The organism is Bacillus sp. 1021 (assembly GCF_014534735.1).
GTDB lineage: Bacteria > Bacillota > Bacilli > Bacillales > Bacillaceae > Bacillus > Bacillus siamensis.
In genome coordinates, this window is record NZ_JACVSR010000001.1 from 769,213 (window position 1) to 793,663 (window position 24,451).

Genomic DNA, 24,451 nt, shown 5'->3' on the forward strand with positions numbered 1-24,451 from the left:
AGGGGAGGATTTTCTCCTCTCTTTTTTTATGTTTTCCTCTATAGAGCAACATTCTTCTTTCTAATTAGAGAAAAATGTTTTATGATAAAGGAAGGTAAAAATTTGCCACAATGGAGGGGGTATATCATTTGGCAAAGCTCGAATGGTATTTTGAATATGAAATTCAAGTGAACCGCCCCGGCCTGCTCGGGGATATTTCATCTCTTCTCGGGATGCTGTCAATTAATATTGTCACAATTAACGGTGTCGACCTTTCCAGAAGGGGAATGCTGCTCAGATGCCGGCATATAGATCAAATTAAACGATTGGAATCAATTTTAAAAACAATGGAGACCATTAAAGTAACGAAGCTGAGAGAACCGAGGCTTCGCGACCGTCTCGCAGTCCGTCATGGAAGATACATTCAGCGTGATGCCGATGATAAAAAAACCTTCCGTTTTGAAAGGGACGAGCTTGGCCTTTTGGTTGACTTTATGGCTGAGCTGTTTAAAAAAGAAGGACACAAACTGATCGGAATCCGGGGAATGCCGCGGGTCGGAAAAACGGAGTCCATCGTTGCCTCAAGCGTCTGCGCCAGCAAAAGGTGGCTTTTCGTATCTTCAACGCTGTTAAAACAAACGATCCGCAGCCAGCTGGTTGCCGATGAATACAGCACGGAAAACGTGTTTATCCTTGATGGCATCGTTTCGACAAGACGGGGCTCTGAGCGCCATCTTCAGCTTGTCAGTGAAATTATGAGGCTCCCGGCGACAAAGGTCGTGGAGCACCCGGATATTTTTGTTCAAAATTCGGAGTATACGCTCGATGATTTCGATTATATTATCGAACTCAGAAATGATCCTGACGAAGTCATTACATATGAACATGCAGAAGAACCGCAAATATTTGATCAGACCGGTTTTTCAAGCTTTGATTTTTAATATTGGAAGGTGTTTGTTGTGACAGAATTAGCAATCCGGCTTAAAGAAGCCAGAGAGGAAAAAGGGATGTCATTGGATGAACTCCAGGCGGCGACGAAAATTCAGAAAAGATACTTAACCGCTCTGGAAGAAGGCTCCTATGACGTCATTCCCGGCAATTTTTATGTACGGGCGTTTATCAAGCAATACGCTGAAGCTGTCGGGCTTGATTCAGACCAATTATTTGAAGAATATAAAAAAGACATCCCAAACACGTATCATGACGATGTGTCGGAGAAAATCTCCGGTCTCGCCATGCAAAGGGAGCTGCCTAAGTCCTCAAAGGCGGCGGAATGGCTTCCGACCGTTCTTATTGTCATCGGTGTGATTATCGTCATTGCGATCGTGTATGCGATTATTCAGTTTGGAATTAGCAAGTCCGGGCAGACTGACAGCAATAAGGCCGTCACCCAAAGTGAGAGCAAGTATGAGATTCCTAAGGATTCTGCGCTGAAAAACGACGGCAATACAAATGACGGAGCGCAGACTGACAGCAAAAAAGACAAAAAAGCGCCAGAGCAGAAAAAGAAAGAAAAGAGCAGTGAAAAGACAGAGATCAAAGCGGCCGGAACAGAAGGCTCCGCTTCTTCATACAATGTTTCCGGAGCTGATAAGTACAAGCTTGAACTGATTGCTTCCGACAACGCTTGGATCCGCGTCCGTGATGACAGCGGCGGTTCCTTAAAAGAAGGGACGCTGCAAAAAGGCGAAACCTACAAAAAAGACATCACAGATCAAAAGCAGATTGAAATACGCACGGGCTATGCCCCTAATCTGAAAATTAAAATCAACGGAGAGGTTCTGTCTTATGAACTCAATCCGCATGATGTGATGGCGCAGACCATAACAATCAAGATGAAAAAATAAAAGGGGAAAAAGTCATCTGAACGATTAAGATGACTTTTTCTTCACGTCCGAGTACATATTATTGGAGGGGCTTTATGTTTAACTTACCGAATAAAATCACACTGGCAAGAATCGCTTTAATTCCTGTATTTATGATTATCATGCTTGTTCCTTTTCAGTGGGGCAGCCTTCATATAGGGGATGAATCGATTCCGGTCGCACATCTTACGGGAGCTGTTTTATTCATTATCGCATCAACGACTGACTGGGTGGATGGCTACTACGCCAGAAAGCTGAACCTCGTGACAAACTTCGGGAAATTTTTAGATCCGCTGGCTGACAAGCTGCTTGTGTCTGCGGCATTAATTACGCTTGTACAGTTTGACCTTGCGCCGGCGTGGATGGTCATCGTCATCATCAGCCGCGAATTTGCCGTAACGGGACTAAGACTTGTGCTGGCGGGAACGGGGGAAGTCGTAGCCGCCAATATGCTGGGGAAAATTAAAACATGGGCTCAGATCATCGCTGTTGCAGCGCTTTTACTTCATAATCTCCCGTTTGAGCTCGTTTCTTTCCCGTTCGGCGATATCGCTTTATGGGTGGCTGTGCTCTTCACAGTCATTTCCGGCTGGGATTATTTTGCGAAGAACTGGGATGCGTTAAAAACATCTAACTAAGAAAGAAGGACTTGAACATGGAATTAGCAAAAAAAGCGGAAATCATTGCAGTCGGCTCAGAGCTTCTGCTCGGCCAGATCGCCAATACGAACGCTCAGTTTATCAGTAAAGAGCTGGCGGAAATCGGCGTAAACGTGTTTTACCACACCGCTGTCGGTGACAATCCGGAGCGGCTTAAGCAAGTCATCCGCATTGCCGAAGAGCGCTCGGACCTGATTATTTTTTCAGGCGGCCTCGGACCGACCAAGGACGATTTAACAAAAGAAACCATTGCAAACACGTTGGGACGCCCGCTCGTTCTGAATGACGAAGCGTTCCGGTCGATTGAAGAGTATTTCGCGAAAACAAAACGGACCATGTCGCCGAATAACCGCAAACAGGCGCTCGTTATTGAGGGCTCGGACGTTTTGGCGAATCATTTCGGCATGGCGCCGGGAATGCTTGCAGAGCACGGATCAAGGCTTTATATGCTGCTTCCCGGACCGCCGAGCGAGCTGCGTCCGATGTTTGAAAATGAAGCGAAGCCGCTGCTTCTTAAAAAGCTCGGTTCAAATGAGAAAATCGTTTCAACCGTGCTGCGGTTTTTCGGAATCGGTGAATCTCAGCTTGAAGCTGATTTAGAAGATATCATTGACGCGCAGACGAATCCGACGATTGCGCCGCTTGCTGCTGACGGCGAGGTCACGCTTCGTTTAACGGCGAAACATGCCGATGAAAAAGAAACAGAACGGCTTTTAAAAGAAACGGAAGCCGCCATTTTAGAACGTGTTGGTGAATTTTTCTACGGATATGATGATACGTCCCTGGTGAAGGAGCTTTCAAAAGCATGCAGACAGAACGGAATCACGATCTCCTCTGCCGAAAGCTTTACAGGCGGACTGTTTTCAGAGTGGGTGACTGATTTAAGCGGCGCGTCTCAACTTTTTGCAGGGGGCGTGGTCTGTTATTCCGACAGCGTGAAACAGCATGTGCTCGGTGTGAAAGCCGAGACGCTCGCAGATAGCGGAGCGGTCAGCAAAGAGTGCGCGCGCGAGCTTGCCGCCGGTGTCAGAAAGCTGACCGGAAGCGATATCGGTATCAGCTTTACAGGAGTTGCGGGTCCGGATCCGCAGGAAGGGCATGCCCCGGGCCGCGTCTTTATCGGCATTTCCGCGGAAGGAAAAGAAGAGGTGCATGAATTTAACTTTGCCGGATCAAGAACCGGCATCAGAAAGCGTGCCGCTAAATACGGCTGCCATCTCATTTTAAAAATGCTGGATCAAAAATAAAGTTTTAAAAGGGCGTTTTCTCTGATTTTTAATTTTTACGAAGGGAATTATGTTCTTTTGAAGAAAAGCGAACGCGGAAAAAATCCGAATATGCGTTCGCTTTTTTCTTGGCAAATGTCAGTAAACAAGGTATAGTATATGTAGTGGCAAGATAAAGGAGGAAAAAAATAAATGAGTGATCGTCAGGCAGCCTTAGATATGGCTCTTAAGCAAATAGAAAAACAATTCGGCAAAGGTTCCATCATGAAGCTCGGGGAAAAAACGGATACAAGAATTTCAACGGTGCCGAGCGGCTCCCTTGCACTTGATACCGCTCTCGGAATAGGCGGATACCCGCGCGGACGGATTATTGAAGTGTACGGACCTGAAAGCTCAGGTAAAACGACCGTAGCGCTTCACGCAATCGCTGAGGTTCAGGAAAAAGGCGGACAGGCAGCATTTATTGATGCTGAGCATGCCCTTGATCCTGTTTATGCGCAAAAGCTCGGTGTCAATATCGAAGAGCTGCTTCTGTCTCAGCCGGATACGGGAGAGCAGGCGCTGGAGATTGCTGAAGCGCTGGTGCGAAGCGGAGCTGTTGATATCGTAGTCATTGACTCTGTTGCGGCGCTTGTTCCAAAAGCTGAAATTGAAGGTGACATGGGTGACTCACACGTCGGTTTACAGGCGCGTCTCATGTCTCAGGCGCTCCGTAAGCTTTCCGGGGCCATCAATAAATCTAAAACAATCGCAATCTTTATTAACCAGATTCGTGAAAAAGTCGGCGTTATGTTCGGAAATCCGGAGACGACACCGGGCGGACGCGCGCTGAAATTCTATTCTTCCGTGCGTCTTGAAGTGCGCCGTGCCGAGCAATTAAAGCAGGGCAACGACGTGATGGGGAATAAAACGAGAATTAAAGTCGTAAAAAACAAAGTCGCTCCTCCGTTCCGTACGGCTGAAGTGGACATCATGTACGGTGAAGGAATCTCCAAAGAAGGGGAAATCATCGACCTTGGAACTGAACTTGATATCGTGCAAAAAAGCGGCTCGTGGTATTCATATGAAGAAGAACGCCTCGGACAGGGCCGTGAAAATGCCAAGCAGTTCTTAAAAGAAAATAAAGACATCATGCTGATGATTCAAGAACAAATCCGTGAACATTACGGTTTGGACAATAACGGTGTTACGGAAAAATCGGAAGAAACTCAGGAAGAGCTTGAATTTGAAGAATAAAAGCACGATTAAAAGGGCGGAATAAGCAATTTCCGCTCTTTTTTTGTGTGTTAAAAAAAACACTGGCTGTTTCGGAAAATTTTATCTGAAATGTTACAACTTTTTTCACCCTTCACTCGTCTAACATCATGGCGAAAGTTGAAATTATATCTGAGGAGGAAAAAAGATGACGAGCCCCCGCCGCACAAGAATTAACAAAAAAAGAAAGAAGAAATTGATGAAAACGGGAGGGCTGTTTCTTTTTCTGCTGCTTGTCACTGTTTTTATTATGATCTGGACCGTCACAGCGCATCACCGGGAGAAGGATTCTGTTAAAAGTGCTCCCGCCGCTCAATCTGATTCTTCAAATGACCAGACTCAACAAAAAAAAGAAAAGACGCAAAAAGAGAAAACACCTAAATCAATCGATCACAATAAACGAATCAGCAATTACTTGCAACAGATCGGGTTCAGCGGCACAGCAATGGTCGTAAAAGATGGAAAAGTTGTGCTGAAAAAAGGTTTTGGCTATGCGGACCGAAAACAAAAAATCAAAAACAATCCGGAAACATCATATTATATCGGTTCTTCACAAAAGGCGTTAATTGCGACGGCTGTCCTGCAGCTTGAAGAAAAAGGGCTGCTTCAGACGAGTGACCCCGTCAGTACATACTTGCCGAATTTTCCTAACGGCACGCGCATCAAACTGAAAAACCTGCTCAATCATACGTCCGGCATAAACGGACATATTGAGGGTCAGGGACCGATTTCTCCCATTGATTTAATTAAGGATATAGAATACCGCGGAATTAAACGGCAGCCTGGGGTTTGGGATTATAGAGATTCCAATTATTCAGTGCTCGCCTATATCGTATCTCAGGTCAGCGGGGAGTCATACGAACAGTATATAAAAGACCACGTATTCAAACCGGCCGGAATGAAGCATGCCGGATTTTACAAAACATTTGCTGAAGCCAAATATCCTGCCGTCGGCTACAAAGTTGATGAGAGCGGACAGCTTGTAACGCCTCACATTTTGGACTTATCGCAGCTGTATGGGGCGGGCGACATGTATATGAGTGCTGAAGATCTTTATAAATTTGATAAAGCGGTCGTCAACGGCACGCTCCTTTCAAAACAAAGCTTTACAAAAATGTTTACAGCCGGAAGCAGTGCCTCTTACGGCATGGGATTTTACATTGATCCGGGAAGCTATTCCAATCACGGTGTGATGCCCGGTTACAACATTTTGAACAGCTTCAGCCATTCGGCAGGCAAATATGTCATTTTACTGTCAAATATTCAGAATAACGCCAAATTAGGGCAGGTAAACAATAGAATTTACCAATTGCTTAACCAGCCGGACTAGACGAGCCGTCATTTGCGAAAAGCAGATGAAGGTGTGGTATGATATATACATGGCGAAGATTCTGAGCCGAAGGCGAATCGTTAAGCTGGCAAGCTTGACAAGTATTTCCGACACAATTACAATGAAGTTGTAACATTTGTTTTTTTAACATGATTGTTAAACCATTTAAACTTGACAAGGGCATGAGAGATTCATTCCCTGTGAAGGTTCTGTATGTTGAGAAAATCTGACAATGTACATGCCGGCACTTATTTAAGCAACAACCAAGTTCATAGCAAGAGGAGGTGAAAGTATGACCCTAATGACGGTTCTCATCTCCATTTTGCTGACTCTGCTCGGTTTAGTTGTTGGCTACTATGTTCGTAAAACCATTGCCGAAGCAAAGATTGCGGGCGCACGCGGTGCTGCCGAGCAAATCCTTGAAGATGCAAAGCGTGATGCTGAAGCACTGAAAAAAGAAGCTCTGCTTGAAGCAAAGGACGAAATCCATACACTTCGAATAGATGCTGAACAGGAAGTTCGTGAAAGACGAAATGAGCTTCAAAAACAAGAAAACCGTTTACTTCAAAAAGAAGAAAATCTTGACCGTAAACATGAAGGAATTGATAAACGGGAAGCGATGTTGGAGAAGAAAGATCATTCTCTGAATGAACGACAACAACATATTGAAGAGATGGAAAGCAAAGTGGATGAGATGATTCGTATGCAGCAGTCGGAACTCGAACGCATTTCGAGCCTGACACGGGATGAAGCGAAACAAATCATTCTTGACCGGGTTGAAAATGAGCTTTCACATGATATCGCCATCATGACAAAAGAAACCGAAAACCGTGCGAAAGAAGAGGCGGACAAAAAGGCGAAAAACATTCTGTCGCTTGCTTTGCAGCGCTGTGCAGCAGATCATGTTGCCGAAACGACGGTATCGGTCGTCAATCTTCCGAATGATGAGATGAAAGGACGTATCATCGGCCGTGAAGGGCGTAACATCCGTACGCTTGAAACGCTTACAGGTATCGACCTGATTATTGATGACACCCCTGAAGCAGTCATTCTTTCCGGATTTGATCCGATCAGACGGGAGACGGCAAGAATCGCTCTTGATAAACTCGTGCAGGATGGCCGTATTCACCCGGCGCGCATTGAAGAAATGGTTGAAAAATCCCGCCGCGAGGTTGATGACTATATCCGGGAAATGGGTGAACAGACGACGTTTGAAGTCGGCGTTCACGGACTTCATCCGGACCTGATCAAGATTCTCGGCCGGTTGAAATTCCGTACAAGCTACGGGCAAAACGTACTGAAACATTCCATGGAAGTGGCGTTTTTAGCCGGTTTAATGGCTTCCGAACTTGGAGAAGATGCAAAGCTTGCCAAGCGGGCCGGTCTTCTGCATGACATCGGAAAAGCAATTGACCATGAAGTGGAAGGAAGCCACGTGGAAATCGGAGTGGAGCTTGCGACCAAATATAAAGAGCATCCAGTCGTCATTAACAGTATTGCGTCACACCACGGAGACGAAGAGCCGACTTCCATTATCGCCGTTCTGGTCGCTGCCGCTGATGCACTGTCAGCCGCAAGACCGGGTGCGAGAAGTGAAACGCTCGAAAACTATATCCGCAGACTTGAAAAGCTTGAAGAAATCTCCGAGTCTTACGAAGGTGTTGAAAAATCATTTGCGATTCAGGCAGGCCGTGAAGTTCGCATCATGGTGAAACCGGATTCCATTAATGATTTAGAAGCCCATCGTTTGGCGCGTAATATCCGTAAACGAATTGAGGACGAGCTTGATTATCCGGGCCACATTAAAGTGACCGTGATCAGAGAAACTCGAGCCGTAGAGTATGCAAAATAAAGTGATGCTTAGCGCATCACTTTATTTTTTTGAGCCCCAGAAAAGAAAGGAATGGAATTTATGAGAATTTTATTTATCGGGGATGTTGTCGGTTCTCCGGGCCGCGACATGGTAAAAGAATATGTCCCGAAACTGAAAGCGAAACATAAACCGCATTTTACGATTATTAACGGAGAAAATGCAGCACACGGAAAAGGACTGACGGAAAAGATCTACCATAGCCTGATGGAAGCCGGAGCCGATGCCATTACAATGGGAAACCATACGTGGGATAAAAGAGAGATCTTCGACTTTATTGATGATGTGCCGCATCTTGTCCGGCCGGCGAACTTCCCGGAAGGTACGCCGGGCAAAGGCATTACCTATATTAAATCGAACGGAAAAGAGCTTGCCGTCATGAATTTACAGGGACGGACGTTTCTTCCGCCGCTTGATGATCCGTTTGCTAAAGCGGATGAGTTAATAGAAGAAGCGAAAAAGCGCACACCGTACATTTTTATTGATTTTCACGCCGAAGCGACAAGCGAAAAAATTGCGATCGGCTGGTACACAGACGGAAGAGCCTCTGCCGTGGTTGGCACACATACACACGTACAAACGGCAGATAACCGCATTTTGCCGAAAGGAACGGCATATATTACTGATGTAGGCATGACGGGTCCGTACGACGGAATCCTCGGTATGGACAGAGAAACGGTCATCAAGCGGTTTAAAACCAATCTTCCTGTCCGGTTTACCGTTGCGGAAGGGAAAACAACGCTGAGCGGAGTGCTCATCGACATCGACGAGCAAACGAAAAAAGCCGTAAATATCGAACGGATTTTAATCAATGATGACCATATGTTCTTTGAATAGGTGATCATGTGTTTATTTTATAAAAATATTAAAAGGAAAAGCAGGAATATAGCAACTTCTTAGTGAATATAGTAGAAATGGAAGGTAGCCCGCTATTTTTGAAAAGCATTGTGGGGATGGCTTTTTGGATAGCAACATCTAATAATGATTGTTCTAATGAACACTCACTTATCCATTGTAAAACTAAGGGGGAGCAGAAATGGAAATCTTAAAAGTTTCAGCGAAATCAAGTCCAAATTCAGTGGCAGGCGCGCTTGCCGGCGTATTAAGGGAACGCGGAGCTGCCGAAATTCAAGCAATTGGGGCGGGTGCCTTAAATCAGGCTGTTAAAGCGGTTGCGATTGCCAGAGGCTTTGTCGCGCCAAGCGGCGTAGATTTGATTTGTATTCCGGCTTTTACAGATATACAGATTGACGGAGAAGAAAGAACGGCGATTAAGTTAATCGTCGAACCCCGTTAAACCAAAACCTGTTCATTCTCAACCTGCTTGCATAAGGCGAGCAGGTTGTTTTTATTGCTGTCATATTTTCTCACAATATTATATTGATAGTACGAAGAGATGATAAATGGCTTTATTCATATAATATTCAAAAAAAATCCCGCCCATTTTTCCAGACGGAAGCAATTGTATTTACTGAATAGACACTGCTGTTTACCTCCTTCTTAAGCCATGTTACAATCCAGTTATTACAGTGTTTTTTTGAGGGGGAGTGTACATGTTGGAAGGAAAGATGAAAGCTGTCGTCAAAAATGAAAACGCTTTCGGAGCAACTTTGAAAGAAATTTCCATACCTTCCATTAATGAGAATGAAGTTCTCATTAAAGTACAGGCCGCATCTATATGCGGTACAGATGTGCATATTTATAATTGGGATCAATGGGCGCAGGAACGAATCAAAACACCTCAAGTATTCGGACATGAATTCAGCGGTATCGTAGCAGAAACAGGCAAGCACGTCACAAATGTCAAAACAGGTGACTATGTATCGGCGGAAACCCACTTCGTCTGCGGAATTTGTGTCCCCTGTTTAACAGGAAAACATCATGTGTGCACTCATACAAAGATCCTTGGCGTGGATACAGCCGGATCCTTCGCTGAATATGTCAAAGTGCCGGCTCAAAACATTTGGAAAAACCCTGCTGACATGGATCCTGCCGTCGCCTCAGTTCAAGAGCCGCTTGGCAACGCGGTGCATACGGTGCTGGAAAGCGGCCATCTGGCGGGCGGCACCGCTGCAATTATCGGCTGCGGGCCGATCGGACTCATGGCGGTGGCGGTGGCTAAAGCGGCCGGCGCATCCCGCATTGCAGCAATTGATAAAAATGATTACAGACTGGCTCTTGCAAAAAAATTGGGAGCCGAAATCACGATTTCAGCTGACAAGGAAGACCCGCTCAAGGTCATTGACGCCTTAACGGGCGGAGAAGGAATAGACCTTGTCTGCGAAATGTCAGGGCACCCTGCAGCAATAATACAAGGATTAAAGATGGCGGCCAACGGAGGAAGATTTCATATGCTGAGTCTGCCGGAACACCCGGTGACGATTGACCTGACAAATGACGTGGTCTTTAAAGGGCTGACCGTTCAGGGCATCACAGGCAGAAAAATGTTTGAAACATGGCGTCAGGTATCGCATCTGCTTGAATCCGGCCTTGTTGATCTGACTCCGGTGATTACCCATCAGTTTCCGCTTGAAGAATTTGAAAAAGGGTTTGACCTGATGAGAAAGGGCCGGTGCGGCAAAGTCATTTTGATTCCATAAAGGGAGGGTTCTATCATGCAAGAATTTGAATATCTAAAAGCAGAGCTTGATAAAATGAAAGAAAATAACACATGGCAGCAAATGAAACAAATTGAAACGAAGCAGGGGCCGTCGGTGGCAGTCAAAGGGGAGAACGTTATTCAGCTTTCATCGAACAATTATCTCGGTCTGACGTCGCACCCAAGGCTTGTCGAAGCGGCCAAACGCGCTGCGGAGGAATTCGGAGCGGGTACGGGGTCCGTCCGGACAATCGCGGGAACATTTACGATGCACAATGAGCTGGAGAAGAAACTGGCAAACTTTAAAAAAACAGAAGCGGCACTTGTTTTTCAATCAGGATTTACAACGAATCAAGGCGTTTTATCAAGCATTCTTACAAAAGAGGATATCGTGATATCTGACGAATTGAACCACGCTTCCATTATCGACGGGATCAGGCTGACGAAAGCAGATAAAAAGGTGTACCGCCATGTCGATATGGCCGATTTGGAAAGGGTGCTGAAAAAATCAATGAATTACCGCATGCGCCTCATCGTCACGGACGGCGTATTCTCAATGGACGGAAACATCGCTCCATTGCCTGACATTGTCAAACTTGCAGAGGCGTACGATGCTTTTGTCATGGTTGACGATGCGCATGCTTCCGGCGTACTCGGAAAAAACGGAAGGGGAACGGTTAATCATTTTGGGCTTGACGGAAGAGTTCACATTCAGGTGGGCACATTAAGCAAAGCCATCGGGGTTCTTGGCGGATATGCCGCAGGGTCGCAGGTTCTGATCGATTACCTGCGCCATAAAGGCCGTCCTTTCTTATTCAGCACTTCTCATCCGCCTGCGGTAACGGCCGCATGCATAGAAGCCATAGACGTCCTGCTGGAAGAGCCGGAGCATATGGAAAAGCTATGGGAGAACACGGCGTATTTCAAAGACAAACTGGTTCAAATGGGGCTGACCCTTACAAAAAGCGAAACACCGATCGTGCCGATATTAATAGGTGAGGAAGAAAAAGCCCAGGCATTATCAGACCTTTTATTGACCCGCAGCGTCTTTGCACAAAGCATCGTATATCCGACGGTCGCTCAGGGAAAAGCGAGAATCCGCACCATTATTACGGCGGAGCATACAAAAGAGGAGCTTGACCGGGCGCTTGAAGTGATCCGTTCAGCGGCAAAAGAGCTTCAGCTTGTATAAGAGGGAAATGATTCCCTCTTTTTATTTCTTATTGATTCTTATTCTCAATAAGGTGTACAATAATAGGCTGGCGGTTGTGCCAAACGCTTTTAACCAGTATACTTGAGGGTGGAAGTTTCGGTTGAAAGGAGACATTCGAACATGAATGAAAAGCAAAAGCAGGAAAGCGGACAAGTAAATCCAGCGGACAAAAAATCCGAAAAGGATTACAGTAAGTATTTTGAAGCCGTATATATTCCGCCTTCTTTAAAAGATGCGAAAAAACGGGGCAAAGAATCCGTTCAATATCATAACGATTTTAAAATCTCAGAAGAATTTAAAGGTCTCGGAGAAGGCAGGAAGTTTTATATCCGCACGTACGGATGCCAAATGAACGAGCATGATACGGAAGTCATGGCGGGTATTTTTATGGCGCTCGGTTATGAAGCGACAAATTCGGTCGATGATGCGAATGTCATTTTATTAAACACCTGCGCCATCCGGGAAAACGCTGAAAACAAAGTGTTCGGTGAGCTCGGCCATTTAAAAGCGCTCAAAAAAAATAACCCGGATCTGATTCTGGGTGTATGCGGCTGTATGTCACAGGAAGAATCAGTCGTAAACCGCATCCTTAAAAAGCACCCGTTTGTCGATATGATTTTCGGCACGCACAACATTCACCGCCTGCCGGAACTGTTATCAGAAGCCTACTTATCAAAAGAAATGGTTATTGAAGTGTGGTCGAAGGAAGGGGATGTCATTGAAAACCTTCCGAAGGTCCGCAACGGAAAAATTAAAGGCTGGGTCAACATTATGTATGGCTGTGATAAGTTCTGCACATACTGCATCGTGCCGTATACCCGCGGAAAAGAGCGGAGCCGCCGTCCTGAAGAAATAATCCAGGAAGTCAGAAGACTTGCAAGCGAAGGCTATAAAGAAATCACGCTGCTCGGTCAAAACGTTAATGCGTACGGAAAAGATTTTGAGGACATGACGTACGGACTCGGTGATTTAATGGACGAACTGCGTAAAATTGATATTCCGAGAATCCGGTTTACGACGAGCCACCCGCGTGACTTTGATGACCATCTGATCGAAGTGCTCGCCAAAGGCGGCAACCTCCTTGACCATATCCATCTTCCGGTTCAATCAGGAAGCTCGGCGATGTTAAAAATGATGGCGCGTAAATATGACAGAGAACGCTATTTGGAGCTTGTCGGAAAAATTAAAGCGGCGATGCCGAACGCTTCACTCACTACCGATATCATTGTCGGTTTCCCGAATGAAACGGATGAACAGTTTGAAGAAACACTTTCGTTATATCGCGAAGTGGAATTTGACAGCGCATATACGTTTATCTACTCTCCTCGTGAAGGCACACCTGCAGCGAAGATGAAAGACAACGTTCCGATGAGGGTCAAAAAAGAACGTCTTCAGCGCCTCAATGATTTGGTGAAAGAAATTTCAGCCAAAAAAATGAAGGAATATGAAGGCAGGACTGTCGAAGTATTAGTTGAGGGAGAAAGCAAAAATAACCCTGACATTCTTGCCGGCTATACGGAAAAAAGCAAGCTCGTCAACTTCAAAGGGCCGAAAGACGCCATCGGCAAGATTGTACGCGTCAAAATCGAACAGGCGAAAACATGGTCGCTTGACGGTGTGATGGCAGGAGAAGCAATCGAGGTGAAATAATAATGACGCTTTACTCTAAGAAAGACATTGTCCAGCAGGCAAGAAACCTTGCGAAAATGATTTCTGAAACAGAAGAAGTTGATTTTTTCAAACGCGCCGAGGCGCAGATTAATGAAAATGAAAAAGTCTCTGCGATTATCAATCAGATTAAAGCTCTGCAAAAGCAAGCCGTTAACCTGAAGCATTATGAAAAGCTTGAAGCTTTGAAACAAGTGGAAAGTAAAATTGACGCCCTGCAGGAAGAGCTTGAAGGAATTCCGATCATTCAGGAATTCAGAGATTCCCAGATTGAGGTCAATGATCTTCTTCAGCTTGTCGCCCATACGATTTCCAATCAGGTGACAAATGAAATCATTACGTCTACCGACGGCAACCTGCTGACAGGAGAAACCGGTTCAAAAGTAAAACATTCGAACAACAGCTGTTCTCTTTAAACACGGGGCCATCATCGGCCCGTGTTTTTTGTCTTTCAAGAACTAATTGTTATATGTACTAAATATTCATCATATCTGTTGTTTCGGCCCATTTTCCCTCAAAAAGTTTTATCAGACTTAAAAGTAAAGTTTCTGGGCAGGGCTGCATACAATGAAACAGAAACTTTGTATTTTTATATTTTTATTATAAAAATGCACATGAGACAAATGCCCAGCATAAGATAACACGAAGAAGAACAAGGAGGCCTATCGGAATGTCTGAATACAGGGAAATTATTACGAAAGCGGTAGTTGCGAAAGGCAGAAAATTCACCCAGTGCACAAATACAATCTCACCTGATGAAAAACCGTCAAGTATATTGGGCGGCTGGATTATCAATCACAAATATGATGCCGAAAAGATCGGGAAGACTGTAGAAATTGAAGGGTATTATGATATAAACGTCTGGTACTCTTACGCTGATAATACAAAAACGGAAGTTGTAACCGAGAGAGTGAAATATGTTGATGTGATTAAACTCAGATACAGAGATACTAATTACTTAGATGACGAACACGAAGTCATCGCCAAAGTGCTGCAGCAGCCGAATTGTCTTGAGGTCACCATTTCTCCTAACGGAAATAAAATCGTCGTTCAGGCCGAGCGGGAGTTTTTAGCGGAAGTGGTCGGGGAAACGAAAGTAGTCGTAGAAGTAAATCCAGACTGGGAAGAAGACGATGATGATGATTGGGAAGACGATCTTGACGAAGAATTAGAGGACATTAACCCTGAATTTTTAGTCGGAGATCCTGAAGAATAAGCAGAGGCTAGGGGAGTCAGCACCCCAAGTCTCTTTTTTATATATAAAGATATCACTCTTTTGTTTATGTTATAATGGGATGCGGAAAACAGAAGATACATAGTGAGGGATTAAATGATGGCTAGTTATACGCCTATGATACAGCAATACTTGAAAATAAAGGCAGAGCACCAGGATGCCTTTTTATTTTTTCGGCTAGGTGACTTTTATGAAATGTTTTTTGAAGATGCAAAAAAAGCGTCACAAGAGCTTGAAATTACACTGACGAGCAGAGACGGAGGTTCAGCTGACAAAATTCCGATGTGCGGCGTGCCTTATCATTCTGCGGCGGCTTATATTGAACAGCTGATTAAAAAGGGCTATAAAGTCGCGATCTGTGAGCAGACGGAAGATCCGAAGGCGGCTAAAGGCGTTGTGAAACGGGAAGTCGTCCAGCTGATCACGCCGGGAACCGTGATGGACGGAAAAGGCATTCATGAGTCGGAAAACAACTTTATCGCTTCCGTTTCCGAATTTCGTGACGGATACGGCCTTGCTTTATCGGATTTAACGACCGGAGAAAACCTGGCCGTATTTATTGAGCGGATTGAAGATGTCATGTCAGAGATTTATTCAGTCGGCGCAAAGGAGATTGTCGTCTCAAGCAATTTTAATGAAAAGACAGCAGCCCAGCTGAAAGAACGGTGCGGCGCAACGATCTCCATCGAAGACGGAGAAATGACAGAACAGATCGAAATCGCAAAGCACTTGCCGGGCGAAGAGCTGACAAAGACGTTTATGCGTTTATATACGTATTTGCAGAAAACGCAAAAACGGAGTCTGGATCATCTGCAGCCGGTTCAAGTGTATGAATTGGAAGAAGCGATGAAAATTGACCTGTATTCCAAGAGGAATCTTGAACTGACGGAAACGATCCGTTCAAAAAGTAAAAAAGGCTCGCTGCTTTGGCTTTTGGACGAAACGAAGACAGCAATGGGCGGCCGGCTTCTCAAACAATGGATTGACCGTCCGCTGATCAGAGCATCCCAAATCGAAGAACGCCAGGAAATGGTGGAGACGCTGATCAATCATCTGTTTGAGCGTGAAGATCTGCGCGAGCGCCTTAAAGAAGTGTATGATTTAGAGCGTCTTGCGGGCCGGGTCGCATTCGGAAACGTCAATGCAAGGGATTTAATCCAGCTGAAAGAATCATTAAAACAGGTGCCGAGCATTAAAGAGCTTGTAGGGTCTCTGAACCATAAAAAAGCAAAAGAACGCGCCGGCTTGATTGATCCGTGCAATGATCTGCTTGATCTGTTAGAGGATGCGCTTCATGAAAACCCGCCGTTATCTTTAAAAGAAGGCAACTTAATAAAAGACGGCTATCACCAGAAGCTTGATGAGTACCGTGACGCCAGCAAAAACGGCAAAGACTGGATTGCCAGACTGGAGCAGCAGGAACGCGCTTATACGGGCATCCGTTCATTAAAAGTTGGCTTTAATAAAGTGTTCGGCTATTATATTGAAGTCACAAAAGCAAACCTTCATCTGCTTGAGGACGGGCGGTATGAGCGGAAGCAGACGCTCACAAACGCCGAACGGTACATTACGCCGGAATTAAAGGAAAAAGAAGCGCTTATTTTAGAGGCGGAAAACAACATTTGCGAGCTGGAATATGAGCTTTTTGCCGAACTGCGGGAAAAAGTTAAGAAATTTATTCCGCGTCTGCAGCGTCTTGCTAAGCAAATGAGTGAGCTGGACGCGCTGCAATGCTTTGCCACGATCAGTGAAAACAGGCATTACACAAAACCCGTCTTTTCTGATAACGAGGTCAAAGTCATTGAGGGGAGACATCCTGTCGTTGAAAAAGTGATGGACAGTCAAGAATACGTGCCGAACAATTGCCTGATGGGCGATTCACGGGAAATGCTCCTGATTACGGGTCCGAATATGTCAGGTAAAAGTACGTATATGAGACAGATCGCACTCTTGTCCATCATGGCTCAGATCGGCTGTTTTGTGCCCGCAAAAGAAGCGGTTCTGCCGATTTTTGATCAAATCTTTACGAGAATCGGGGCTGCGGATGATTTGATTTCCGGACAAAGCACCTTTATGGTGGAAATGCTGGAAGCGAAAAACGCGATTGTAAACGCCACAAAAGACAGCCTGATTCTGTTCGATGAAATCGGACGCGGGACATCAACGTACGACGGAATGGCGCTGGCACAGGCAATTATTGAATATGTTCATGATCATATCGGCGCTAAAACACTGTTCAGCACGCATTATCATGAACTGACGGTGCTTGAAGATAAGCTCCCTCAGCTGAAAAACGTTCATGTGCGCGCCGAGGAATATAACGGCACGGTCGTGTTTCTCCATCAAATTAAAGAAGGAGCCGCAGATAAAAGTTACGGCATTCATGTCGCCCAGCTTGCCGAGCTCCCGGATGATCTGATCAGCCGCGCGCAGGAGATCTTAAAACAGCTTGAGCAGACAGGAGATAAACCGGAGCTTCCGGCGGCACCTGAGAAAAAGCCCGCCGTCAAAGAAGAACCGGCACAACTGTCCTTTTTTGCTGACAGTGATAAAAAACAGAAGGCCCCGGCTGTTTCTCATAAAGAAAAACAAGTGCTTGAAGCCTTCAAGTCAATCAATATTCTTGATATGACGCCGCTTGAGGCAATGAATGAAATGTACAAGCTGCAAAAAAAATTAAAATAGAAAGAGGTGACGGACTTGGCAAAAGTCATCCAGCTGTCAGATGAACTTTCAAATAAAATAGCGGCCGGTGAGGTGGTGGAACGGCCTGCATCTGTCGTTAAAGAATTGGTGGAAAACGCCATCGACGCAAACAGCACAGTCATTGAAATCGATATAGAGGAAGCGGGACTTTCGTCGATTCGGGTGCTTGACAACGGCGAAGGTATGGAAACCGATGATTGCAAACGTGCTTTCCGCCGCCACGCGACCAGTAAAATCAAAGATGAAAACGACCTGTTCCGGGTGAGAACACTCGGTTTCCGCGGAGAAGCTTTGCCAAGTATCGCGTCTGTTTCTCATCTAGAAATCAAAACGAGCATCGGTGAGGGAGCGGGAACTCATCTCATTCTTCAAGGCGGGAATATCATTTCTGAACAGAAATCCTCCAGCAGAAAAGGAACGGAGATCATCGTTACCAACCTGTTTTTCAATACACCCGCCAGATTAAAATATATGAAAACCGTGCATACGGAACTCGGCAATATTACGGATGTCGTCAACCGGATCGCCCTTGCGCATCCGGAAGTATCCATCCGCCTCCGCCACCAGGGGAAAAATCTTCTGCAGACAAACGGCAACGGAGACGTGCGCCATGTGCTGGCCGCGATTTACGGGACGGCGGTTGCGAAAAAAATGATACCGCTCCATGTCAGCTCGCTTGATTTTGAAGTCAAGGGCTACATTGCGCTGCCGGAAATCACGCGTGCATCCAGAAACTACATGTCATCTGTCATTAACGGTAGATACATTAAGAATTTCCCGCTTGTAAAAGCCGTGCATGAGGGCTATCACACGCTTTTGCCGATCGGCCGCCATCCGATTACGTTTATCGAAATTACGATGGACCCGATTTTGGTCGATGTCAATGTCCATCCGTCGAAGCTTGAAGTCCGCCTCAGCAAAGAGACGGAACTGCATGAGCTGATCCGTGACGGGATAAAGGAAGTATTTCAAAAGCAGCGGCTTATTCCGAGCGCCCAGCTTCCGAAGAAATCAGCGCCGGCGCCGGTCAAAAACGAACAGCAATTCATAACGTTCGAGGAAAGTGCCCCTGAGCGGAAACTGCCGGAAAAAATGCAGGAACCGTCGTACTCGCCGATGAAGCTGAGTTCGGTCGTAAAAGAGCCGGCTTCGGTAATAGAAGAAGAGTTCCTCCCGAAGGAAGCGGATGATGACGTGCCGTCGGAGATCAGCATGCCGGAACCGGAAGCGCCTGTTTCCGATATTCCGGAGCCTGAAGAGGAGGCTGTCTCTGAAGAAATACGGGAAGAAAGGGTCCCGGTGATGTATCCGATCGGCCAAATGCACGGGACCTATATTTTAGCCCAAAACGAGAACGGGTTATATATCATTGACCAGCATGCGGCTCAAGAGCGGATTAAATACGAATATTTCCGGGAAAAAGTCGGGCAGGTTGAGCCTGAAGTGCAGGATATGATCGTGCCGCTCACCTTTCATTATGCGGCAAATGAAGCGCTGATTATTGAACAGCACCAGCAGGAGCTTGAAAGCGTCGGGGTATTTTTAGAAGCATTCGGCACGAACAGTTATATCGTCCGCTGTCATCCGGCCTGGTTTCCAAAAGGAGAAGAAGCTGAATTGATTGAAGAAATCATTCAGCAGGTGCTTGACGCCAAACGGATCGACATTAAAAAGCTGCGGGAGGAAGCGGCCATTATGATGAGCTGTAAAGGCTCGATCAAAGCGAACCGCCATTTGCGCAACGATGAAATCAAAGCGCTCTTGGACGATCTGCGCCGAACGACAGACCCGTTCACATGCCCGCACGGCCGGCCGATTATTATTCATCACAGCACGTATGAGATGGAGAAGATGTTTAAGCGTGTGATGTAGAATGGGTTCGTGTGGGATGTATCCCTCGCGCCCACATTTTGCCCACTGATTTTTAGCTGTTTAGGTATTATCAAACCGATTAATGCTGAATATCTTTTCAAAAGCCGCGAAGGGATCAACAAGCCCATTTCCCGATCGATGGCCGATAAGATTTTAAGGAATGTCACTGAGCGTGTCGGTTTGGATGATATAGGCACACACACGCTGAGGAAAAGATTCGGATACCATTTTTATAAGCGAACAAAAGACGTTGCCATGCTGCAGGAGATTTTCAATCACTCTGACCAGCGGACAACCCTTTGATACATTGGAATTAACCAGGATGCCATGAACAACGCCATGAAGAAATTTAAAATATAAGCAGGCTCATCTCATAAACAAGATGAGTCTTTTTTTCTGCGTATTTTTATTGATTCCCTTCAAAAAGCAAACGTGGAATTCATTTTAGGGATATTGCTTGAAAACAGAGGGGGAAAGGGCTGAAACATCAGGGGAAACCAAGATTTAAACTTGTTTTAATGTTTAAAGGGTCAAATGATTATAAAAATAATCGGAAAGCTACATGATTATCATGAGTTTTATGAGTACCTGCTTTTACAAATTCACAGGGAGATGGGGGAAGAATTTAAATCAAATTGGAACTTGGTGAGCTGACAATTTAAAAAAGTCAAAGGGGACTAGTAATTAGCCCCCCCAAATTTAGTTCTTCCTGCGTTTTTTTCTGTTTTTGATTAAACTGAAAACCACTAAGAGAACGACACCGACAGCAACGACATAAAATGAAATTTCTGCTGCTGGGGTGTTAATATTCTTAAGAACAAGGATAAGCCCTATTAAAACTATAGGAATGATGTAAGTTAGAATTTTTATAGCTTTTGGGCTCGGTTCAGCGTTACTTTTATTTTCCATAATTACCTCCTGTCTCAACACTTTAGGAATAATCACTTTAAAGCTTAACACAGGATAAATTTGTTAAACACCAACAATAGTCCCGTTTAAAGGAAAAGCATAAGAGTTTTAGTAATCCACCAAGCAGCTGTTGGGTTACCAGTAACTTTTAGAGCACCGGCATAGCATGCGTCTTCAACTGCACCAGTAAAGTTGTCGATGGTATTAAGAATTATTTCAAAACCACCGATTCCACCCATAGCAGCTTTAACTTTAGTAGGTATTGCATCCCAAGCTGCTCTTAATGCCTTTACAGCCCAGGATAATTTTCCTTGAGCAGTAAACTCTGATTCTTGTTTTTCCTTAACAGTTTTAACTGCTTCTTTAAGTTGATTTGTTTCACTTTTGGTTAAATCGAAGTGTGCAGCTATTTTATCAAGACCAACGTTATCTTTGGGTAATTGTGCAGAGTTATGTAAGACTGCTTGGTTTTGATATTGGCTTTGTATTGTTTGATTATTTTGGACTTCTTTCGTTGTTGAGACAGCTCCTGCCAGTGGAACTAGTGAAAAAATAGATACACTTGCGACAGTGGACATAATAATACCTTTAGTTACAGACTTTTTCATTGTTAACTCCTCCGTTTAATCCATATTATAGTTTTCTAATCATTTCTGGAAACTTGAAATAGCCAATGCTGTAAAATAAGCAGTATTTTCGCTGTAGTGTTTGAAATTCCAGTGTCTTTGATAGATTCATATATAGAATCTTTTACAATATCCCAAGAAAGTATCTGGTAACCCAATAATTCTCTAAGGATAGCTTCAATATGCTTAGTAAAACTGGCTAGTTCATTTCTAACTTTTGTTCCTGCTAATCTTTCAACAAGGTGAATAACTTTGTTTTACTGTTTAATACTTACCTAATTTCATCTTTTAAAGGCTGAGAAAACTTTGATTTTGAAAGAAATATTCAGAAGGAGATGTGTTTTTTCCGCCACTAAAGATAATGTGTGATGTATAATTCATAGCTGATTCTTTAGGTTCATTAGTCCAATTGTTTCAGAAAATATGAAGAACGAAAGATCCTAAATAACCTGTGAGTAAGATGCTGTTTGAAAGAGTTTTAATTTTCGTTATGAATCTCCAATATAAATAGAGAACTGGGTTTATTTTCTCTGTTTTGGATTGTATACAGTCAATTATTCCCCCTCCCTTAGTTGCTATTCTAGCAATATGGATATTTAAGGTAAATAGGCATATTGAACTAAAATGGAAAATTTTAAATATTTTAAAGGCGGAGCGCTAAAAAAGTATAATTGTTACAAAAGTAATGACTGACACTATATTAGAGTAAGGATGTGTTTCGTTAAACGTATAATATTGAATTGTTGAATTTAAGATATCAGTAGATTACGGAAAGGTGAAGGGGAATTTGGCTTAGGAAAGAGGCTTAATCCTTCATATATCAATTGAAGTGGGAGTTTGATTAATTATTTACGAAGAAAGTCATTCATTAATGTTCCTGTAAACTGTTCAGCAGAAAAATTGAGGACTTTTGTCATAAGCTAAGTGATCTGGAGTATTGCGAAATTTTATGTTAAATTACTCCCTCTTCCCAGAGAGCCATTAATCTTGCTCGCTATAAAACAACAGCTGAGTTTCCTTGTGAAGAATCTCCCTTTCATTTGATTTAAGCCACGTAAAATAGATTTTTATGAATTCGAATTATTCTCTCCTTAGAATGTGAGGTGAATTTATTGAATCAACTGTTAATCTTAAAAGAGATAATAGTGTGAAATTAGGTAAGTAAAAGCTGTCCGATTAGGGGCCTGCCCCTGTAAAGTGAGACAAAATAAAAACTAGATTTTTTTATTCTTTTTATCCGGAAATTATACCATTCTTCATTTTCTGAATAAAATCTCCTAAAGTATTCATGTAAATGAATATTCTTATTTACTTATATATTACGATAACAAATTTTAAAAACCGGCGGCTGGTTCTTTTGGTTGATTTGAACAGTTTTTTATCTTTACCGGAAAATCCATGGAAAAACGTGTTGTCATCTGGTAAAGTGGTTACAGCCGGCTGGGCGGCGGCAGCAGTCTGCCCGGATCTTTTGAATGGGAATGGTGACAATGGATCATACATATGAAGTGCATCAAATTAAAACCTATCACCAGATGTGGTCCAACTATTGTTATATTATCGCAGACCGCTCAAAAAAATCTGCGATAGCGGTGGACCCGTCCTGGGAAATCGACAAAATAACCGATAAACTGCATGAATTGGATGTTGATTTATCAGCTGTTTTATTAACACATTCACATTATGACCATGTAAACTTGGTGGAGCCGCTTCAGCAAATCTATCACTCTGATGTATACATGTCGTCAGCTGAAATCGATTACTATCAATTCCGGTGCAGAAACTTAATAGCGCTTGAAGACGGCCAGACCTTTGCGGCGGGGGGATTTATCATCAAGAGCATACTGACTCCGGGACATACGGCCGGAGGGATGTGCTATTTGCTTTCTGATCACCTTTTTACCGGTGACACCGTGTTTACCGAGGGTTGCGGTATATGTCAGGACAGAGGCAGTTCTGCGGAAGATATGTTTAACAGTATACAGCGGATCAAAGCCTCCATTCCGCCGCATGTGCGAGTATATCCGGGGCATTCTTTCGGGGAGAAGCCGGGTCAAAAAATGGAGAGTCTTTTGAAAAACAATATTTACTTTCAAATTGACAAAAAAGAACATTTCGTGAATTTTCGCACCAGAAAAAATCAAAAAGGGCTGTTTCATTTTAAGTAGCGTATAATTTAGTTCTATTTAACTGCTTTTTCTTTCGGGATTAGAAATGTCTGAAATGAAATGATAGTAATTGCTTTCTTTTTGTCGATTTATGCCTGAGTAACAAGGGTTTGCGGGAAGGAGCGCAAGGCAGGCCGGGTGGGACATTCTGCTTATATCCGTTCCGAAAGACCTAAACACGCCTTCCCCTGGGAAAAAATAGGCATTCTTCAGGAGTCCGCATAGGATAAATTAACTTGACATGGTATTTTTGTGAAGTTACTATCAATTTGAACATGCTTCTTAACTGAATCCGAGAAAGGATGGCTGAGAAAATGATTACATACTTATTCCCAGGACAAGGTTCTCAAAAACAGGGAATGGGAAGTTCATTGTTTGATGAATTTAAAGACTTAACTGAGCAGGCTGATGACACACTCGGATATTCCATGAAACGGCTTTGTCTTGAGAATCCGTATTCCAACCTTCACAAGACGCAGTTTACTCAGCCCGCTTTATATGTAGTCAACGCGTTAAGCTATTTGAAAAAAATCCAAGACAATGACATAAAGCCGGATTATGTGGCCGGCCACAGTTTGGGAGAATATAATGCGCTGTTTGCCGCAGGCGCTTTTGATTTTATTACGGGCTTGCAGCTTGTCCGTAAAAGAGGCGAATTAATGAGTATGGCCACTGACGGAAAAATGGCCGCCGTTATGGGATTAACTGCACCTCAAGCGGCAGATGTCCTTCAAACGAACGGATTACATACGATTGATATTGCCAATATGAATTCTCCTCATCAAATTGTCATCTCCGGACGAAAAGAAGACATTGAAAGAGCCAAAAGCGTATTCGAAGGAATAAAAGATGTGACGATGTTTCATCCGTTAAACGTAAGCGGCGCTTTTCACTCGAGATATATGAGTGAAGCAAAACAAGAGTTTGAAAAATTTTTACAGTCATTTCATTTTTCTGCTATATCAATTCCTGTCATTTCTAACGTCCATGCCAGACCTTATGAACAAGACGAAATCCCCTCCGTTCTGGCTGATCAGATCGACCATTCAGTACGATGGCACGACAGCATCCGCTATCTCCTGAACATCGGGCGGATGGAATTTGAAGAAATAGGCCCGGGCCATGTGCTGACAGGACTTATTCACCGCATCAAAAAAGAAACTGAAGCTTCACCCGCCATGTAGCGGAACATAAGACAAAATTCTTTTCTCACACAACATTGCCCAGTCATACAACATCACGATCACTTCACTTCACGACATCACGAAACACT

At 44.1% G+C, this 24,451-nt stretch carries 20 protein-coding genes and 1 pseudogene; 19 read left to right on the forward strand and 2 right to left on the reverse strand.

Annotated features, from left to right (window positions below):
- Positions 1-128: 128 nt before the first annotated feature.
- From ICW23_RS04095 to ICW23_RS04175, 17 genes and pseudogenes are all read left to right on the forward strand, one after another.
- Positions 129-920, forward strand: a complete 792-nt coding sequence (locus ICW23_RS04095) for a DUF3388 domain-containing protein (protein WP_007409819.1) — start codon at positions 129-131, stop codon at positions 918-920.
- An 18-nt stretch (positions 921-938) separates the two neighbouring features.
- Positions 939-1,826, forward strand: coding sequence for a helix-turn-helix domain-containing protein (locus tag ICW23_RS04100; RefSeq protein WP_016936066.1), 888 nt, complete (start codon positions 939-941; stop codon positions 1,824-1,826).
- A 74-nt stretch (positions 1,827-1,900) separates the two neighbouring features.
- Complete coding sequence (gene pgsA, locus ICW23_RS04105; RefSeq protein ID WP_016936065.1) at positions 1,901-2,482, forward strand: CDP-diacylglycerol--glycerol-3-phosphate 3-phosphatidyltransferase; 582 nt, start codon at positions 1,901-1,903, stop codon at positions 2,480-2,482.
- Between the two features lie 17 nt (positions 2,483-2,499).
- Entirely contained in the window at positions 2,500-3,750 is a 1,251-nt protein-coding gene (locus ICW23_RS04110) for a competence/damage-inducible protein A (RefSeq protein WP_016936064.1), read from the forward strand.
- Positions 3,751-3,921: 171 nt separating this feature from the next.
- Positions 3,922-4,965 (forward strand): recombinase RecA, encoded by a 1,044-nt coding sequence (recA, locus tag ICW23_RS04115; protein ID WP_016936063.1) that lies wholly within the window; start codon positions 3,922-3,924, stop codon positions 4,963-4,965.
- 166 nt (positions 4,966-5,131) lie between these two features.
- Positions 5,132-6,313 carry a serine hydrolase domain-containing protein gene (locus tag ICW23_RS04120; RefSeq protein WP_047474926.1) on the forward strand — a complete coding sequence of 394 codons (1,182 nt, stop codon included), beginning with the start codon at positions 5,132-5,134 and terminating at the stop codon, positions 6,311-6,313.
- A gap of 292 nt (positions 6,314-6,605) precedes the next feature.
- Positions 6,606-8,165 (forward strand): ribonuclease Y, encoded by a 1,560-nt coding sequence (gene rny / locus ICW23_RS04125; protein ID WP_188154060.1) that lies wholly within the window; start codon positions 6,606-6,608, stop codon positions 8,163-8,165.
- Positions 8,166-8,225: 60 nt separating this feature from the next.
- Positions 8,226-9,020, forward strand: a complete 795-nt coding sequence (locus ICW23_RS04130; protein WP_049628495.1) for a TIGR00282 family metallophosphoesterase — start codon at positions 8,226-8,228, stop codon at positions 9,018-9,020.
- A 199-nt stretch (positions 9,021-9,219) separates the two neighbouring features.
- Entirely contained in the window at positions 9,220-9,480 is a 261-nt protein-coding gene (spoVS, locus tag ICW23_RS04135; RefSeq protein WP_003154135.1) for a stage V sporulation protein SpoVS, read from the forward strand.
- Positions 9,481-9,736: 256 nt separating this feature from the next.
- Complete coding sequence (gene tdh / locus ICW23_RS04140; RefSeq protein WP_045926522.1) at positions 9,737-10,783, forward strand: L-threonine 3-dehydrogenase; 1,047 nt, start codon at positions 9,737-9,739, stop codon at positions 10,781-10,783.
- A 12-nt stretch (positions 10,784-10,795) separates the two neighbouring features.
- Positions 10,796-11,974, forward strand: coding sequence for a glycine C-acetyltransferase (locus ICW23_RS04145; RefSeq protein WP_188154202.1), 1,179 nt, complete (start codon positions 10,796-10,798; stop codon positions 11,972-11,974).
- Between the two features lie 141 nt (positions 11,975-12,115).
- Positions 12,116-13,645 carry a tRNA (N6-isopentenyl adenosine(37)-C2)-methylthiotransferase MiaB gene (miaB, locus tag ICW23_RS04150; RefSeq protein WP_003154116.1) on the forward strand — a complete coding sequence of 510 codons (1,530 nt, stop codon included), beginning with the start codon at positions 12,116-12,118 and terminating at the stop codon, positions 13,643-13,645.
- Between the two features lie 2 nt (positions 13,646-13,647).
- Positions 13,648-14,079, forward strand: coding sequence for a regulatory iron-sulfur-containing complex subunit RicA (gene ricA, locus ICW23_RS04155; RefSeq protein ID WP_188154061.1), 432 nt, complete (start codon positions 13,648-13,650; stop codon positions 14,077-14,079).
- Between the two features lie 254 nt (positions 14,080-14,333).
- Positions 14,334-14,879, forward strand: a complete 546-nt coding sequence (gene cotE, locus ICW23_RS04160) for an outer spore coat protein CotE (RefSeq protein ID WP_016936056.1) — start codon at positions 14,334-14,336, stop codon at positions 14,877-14,879.
- A 117-nt stretch (positions 14,880-14,996) separates the two neighbouring features.
- Complete coding sequence (mutS, locus tag ICW23_RS04165; protein WP_049628833.1) at positions 14,997-17,582, forward strand: DNA mismatch repair protein MutS; 2,586 nt, start codon at positions 14,997-14,999, stop codon at positions 17,580-17,582.
- A 15-nt stretch (positions 17,583-17,597) separates the two neighbouring features.
- Positions 17,598-19,475 (forward strand): DNA mismatch repair endonuclease MutL, encoded by a 1,878-nt coding sequence (mutL, locus tag ICW23_RS04170; RefSeq protein WP_188154062.1) that lies wholly within the window; start codon positions 17,598-17,600, stop codon positions 19,473-19,475.
- Positions 19,476-19,562: 87 nt separating this feature from the next.
- Positions 19,563-19,778: pseudogene (locus ICW23_RS04175) on the forward strand (tyrosine-type recombinase/integrase); the annotation flags it as partial.
- Positions 19,779-20,174: 396 nt separating this feature from the next.
- Here the strand turns inward: ICW23_RS04175 and ICW23_RS04180 are convergent.
- Together ICW23_RS04180 and ICW23_RS04185 are read right to left on the reverse strand one after the other, a co-directional pair.
- On the reverse strand, positions 20,175-20,384 hold the full coding sequence (locus tag ICW23_RS04180; protein ID WP_016936053.1) for a hypothetical protein: 210 nt from the start codon (positions 20,382-20,384) through the stop codon (positions 20,175-20,177).
- An 86-nt stretch (positions 20,385-20,470) separates the two neighbouring features.
- Complete coding sequence (locus ICW23_RS04185) at positions 20,471-20,992, reverse strand: hypothetical protein (protein ID WP_016936052.1); 522 nt, start codon at positions 20,990-20,992, stop codon at positions 20,471-20,473.
- Positions 20,993-22,500: 1,508 nt separating this feature from the next.
- On the opposite strand from ICW23_RS04185, the gene ICW23_RS04190 reads away from it, so the two are divergent.
- Positions 22,501-23,178, forward strand: a complete 678-nt coding sequence (locus ICW23_RS04190) for an MBL fold metallo-hydrolase (protein WP_016936051.1) — start codon at positions 22,501-22,503, stop codon at positions 23,176-23,178.
- A gap of 314 nt (positions 23,179-23,492) precedes the next feature.
- A complete protein-coding gene (gene fabD, locus ICW23_RS04195) occupies positions 23,493-24,362 on the forward strand; it encodes an ACP S-malonyltransferase (RefSeq protein WP_016936050.1) in 870 nt (289 codons plus the stop codon).
- The last annotated feature ends 89 nt before the right edge of the window (positions 24,363-24,451 follow it).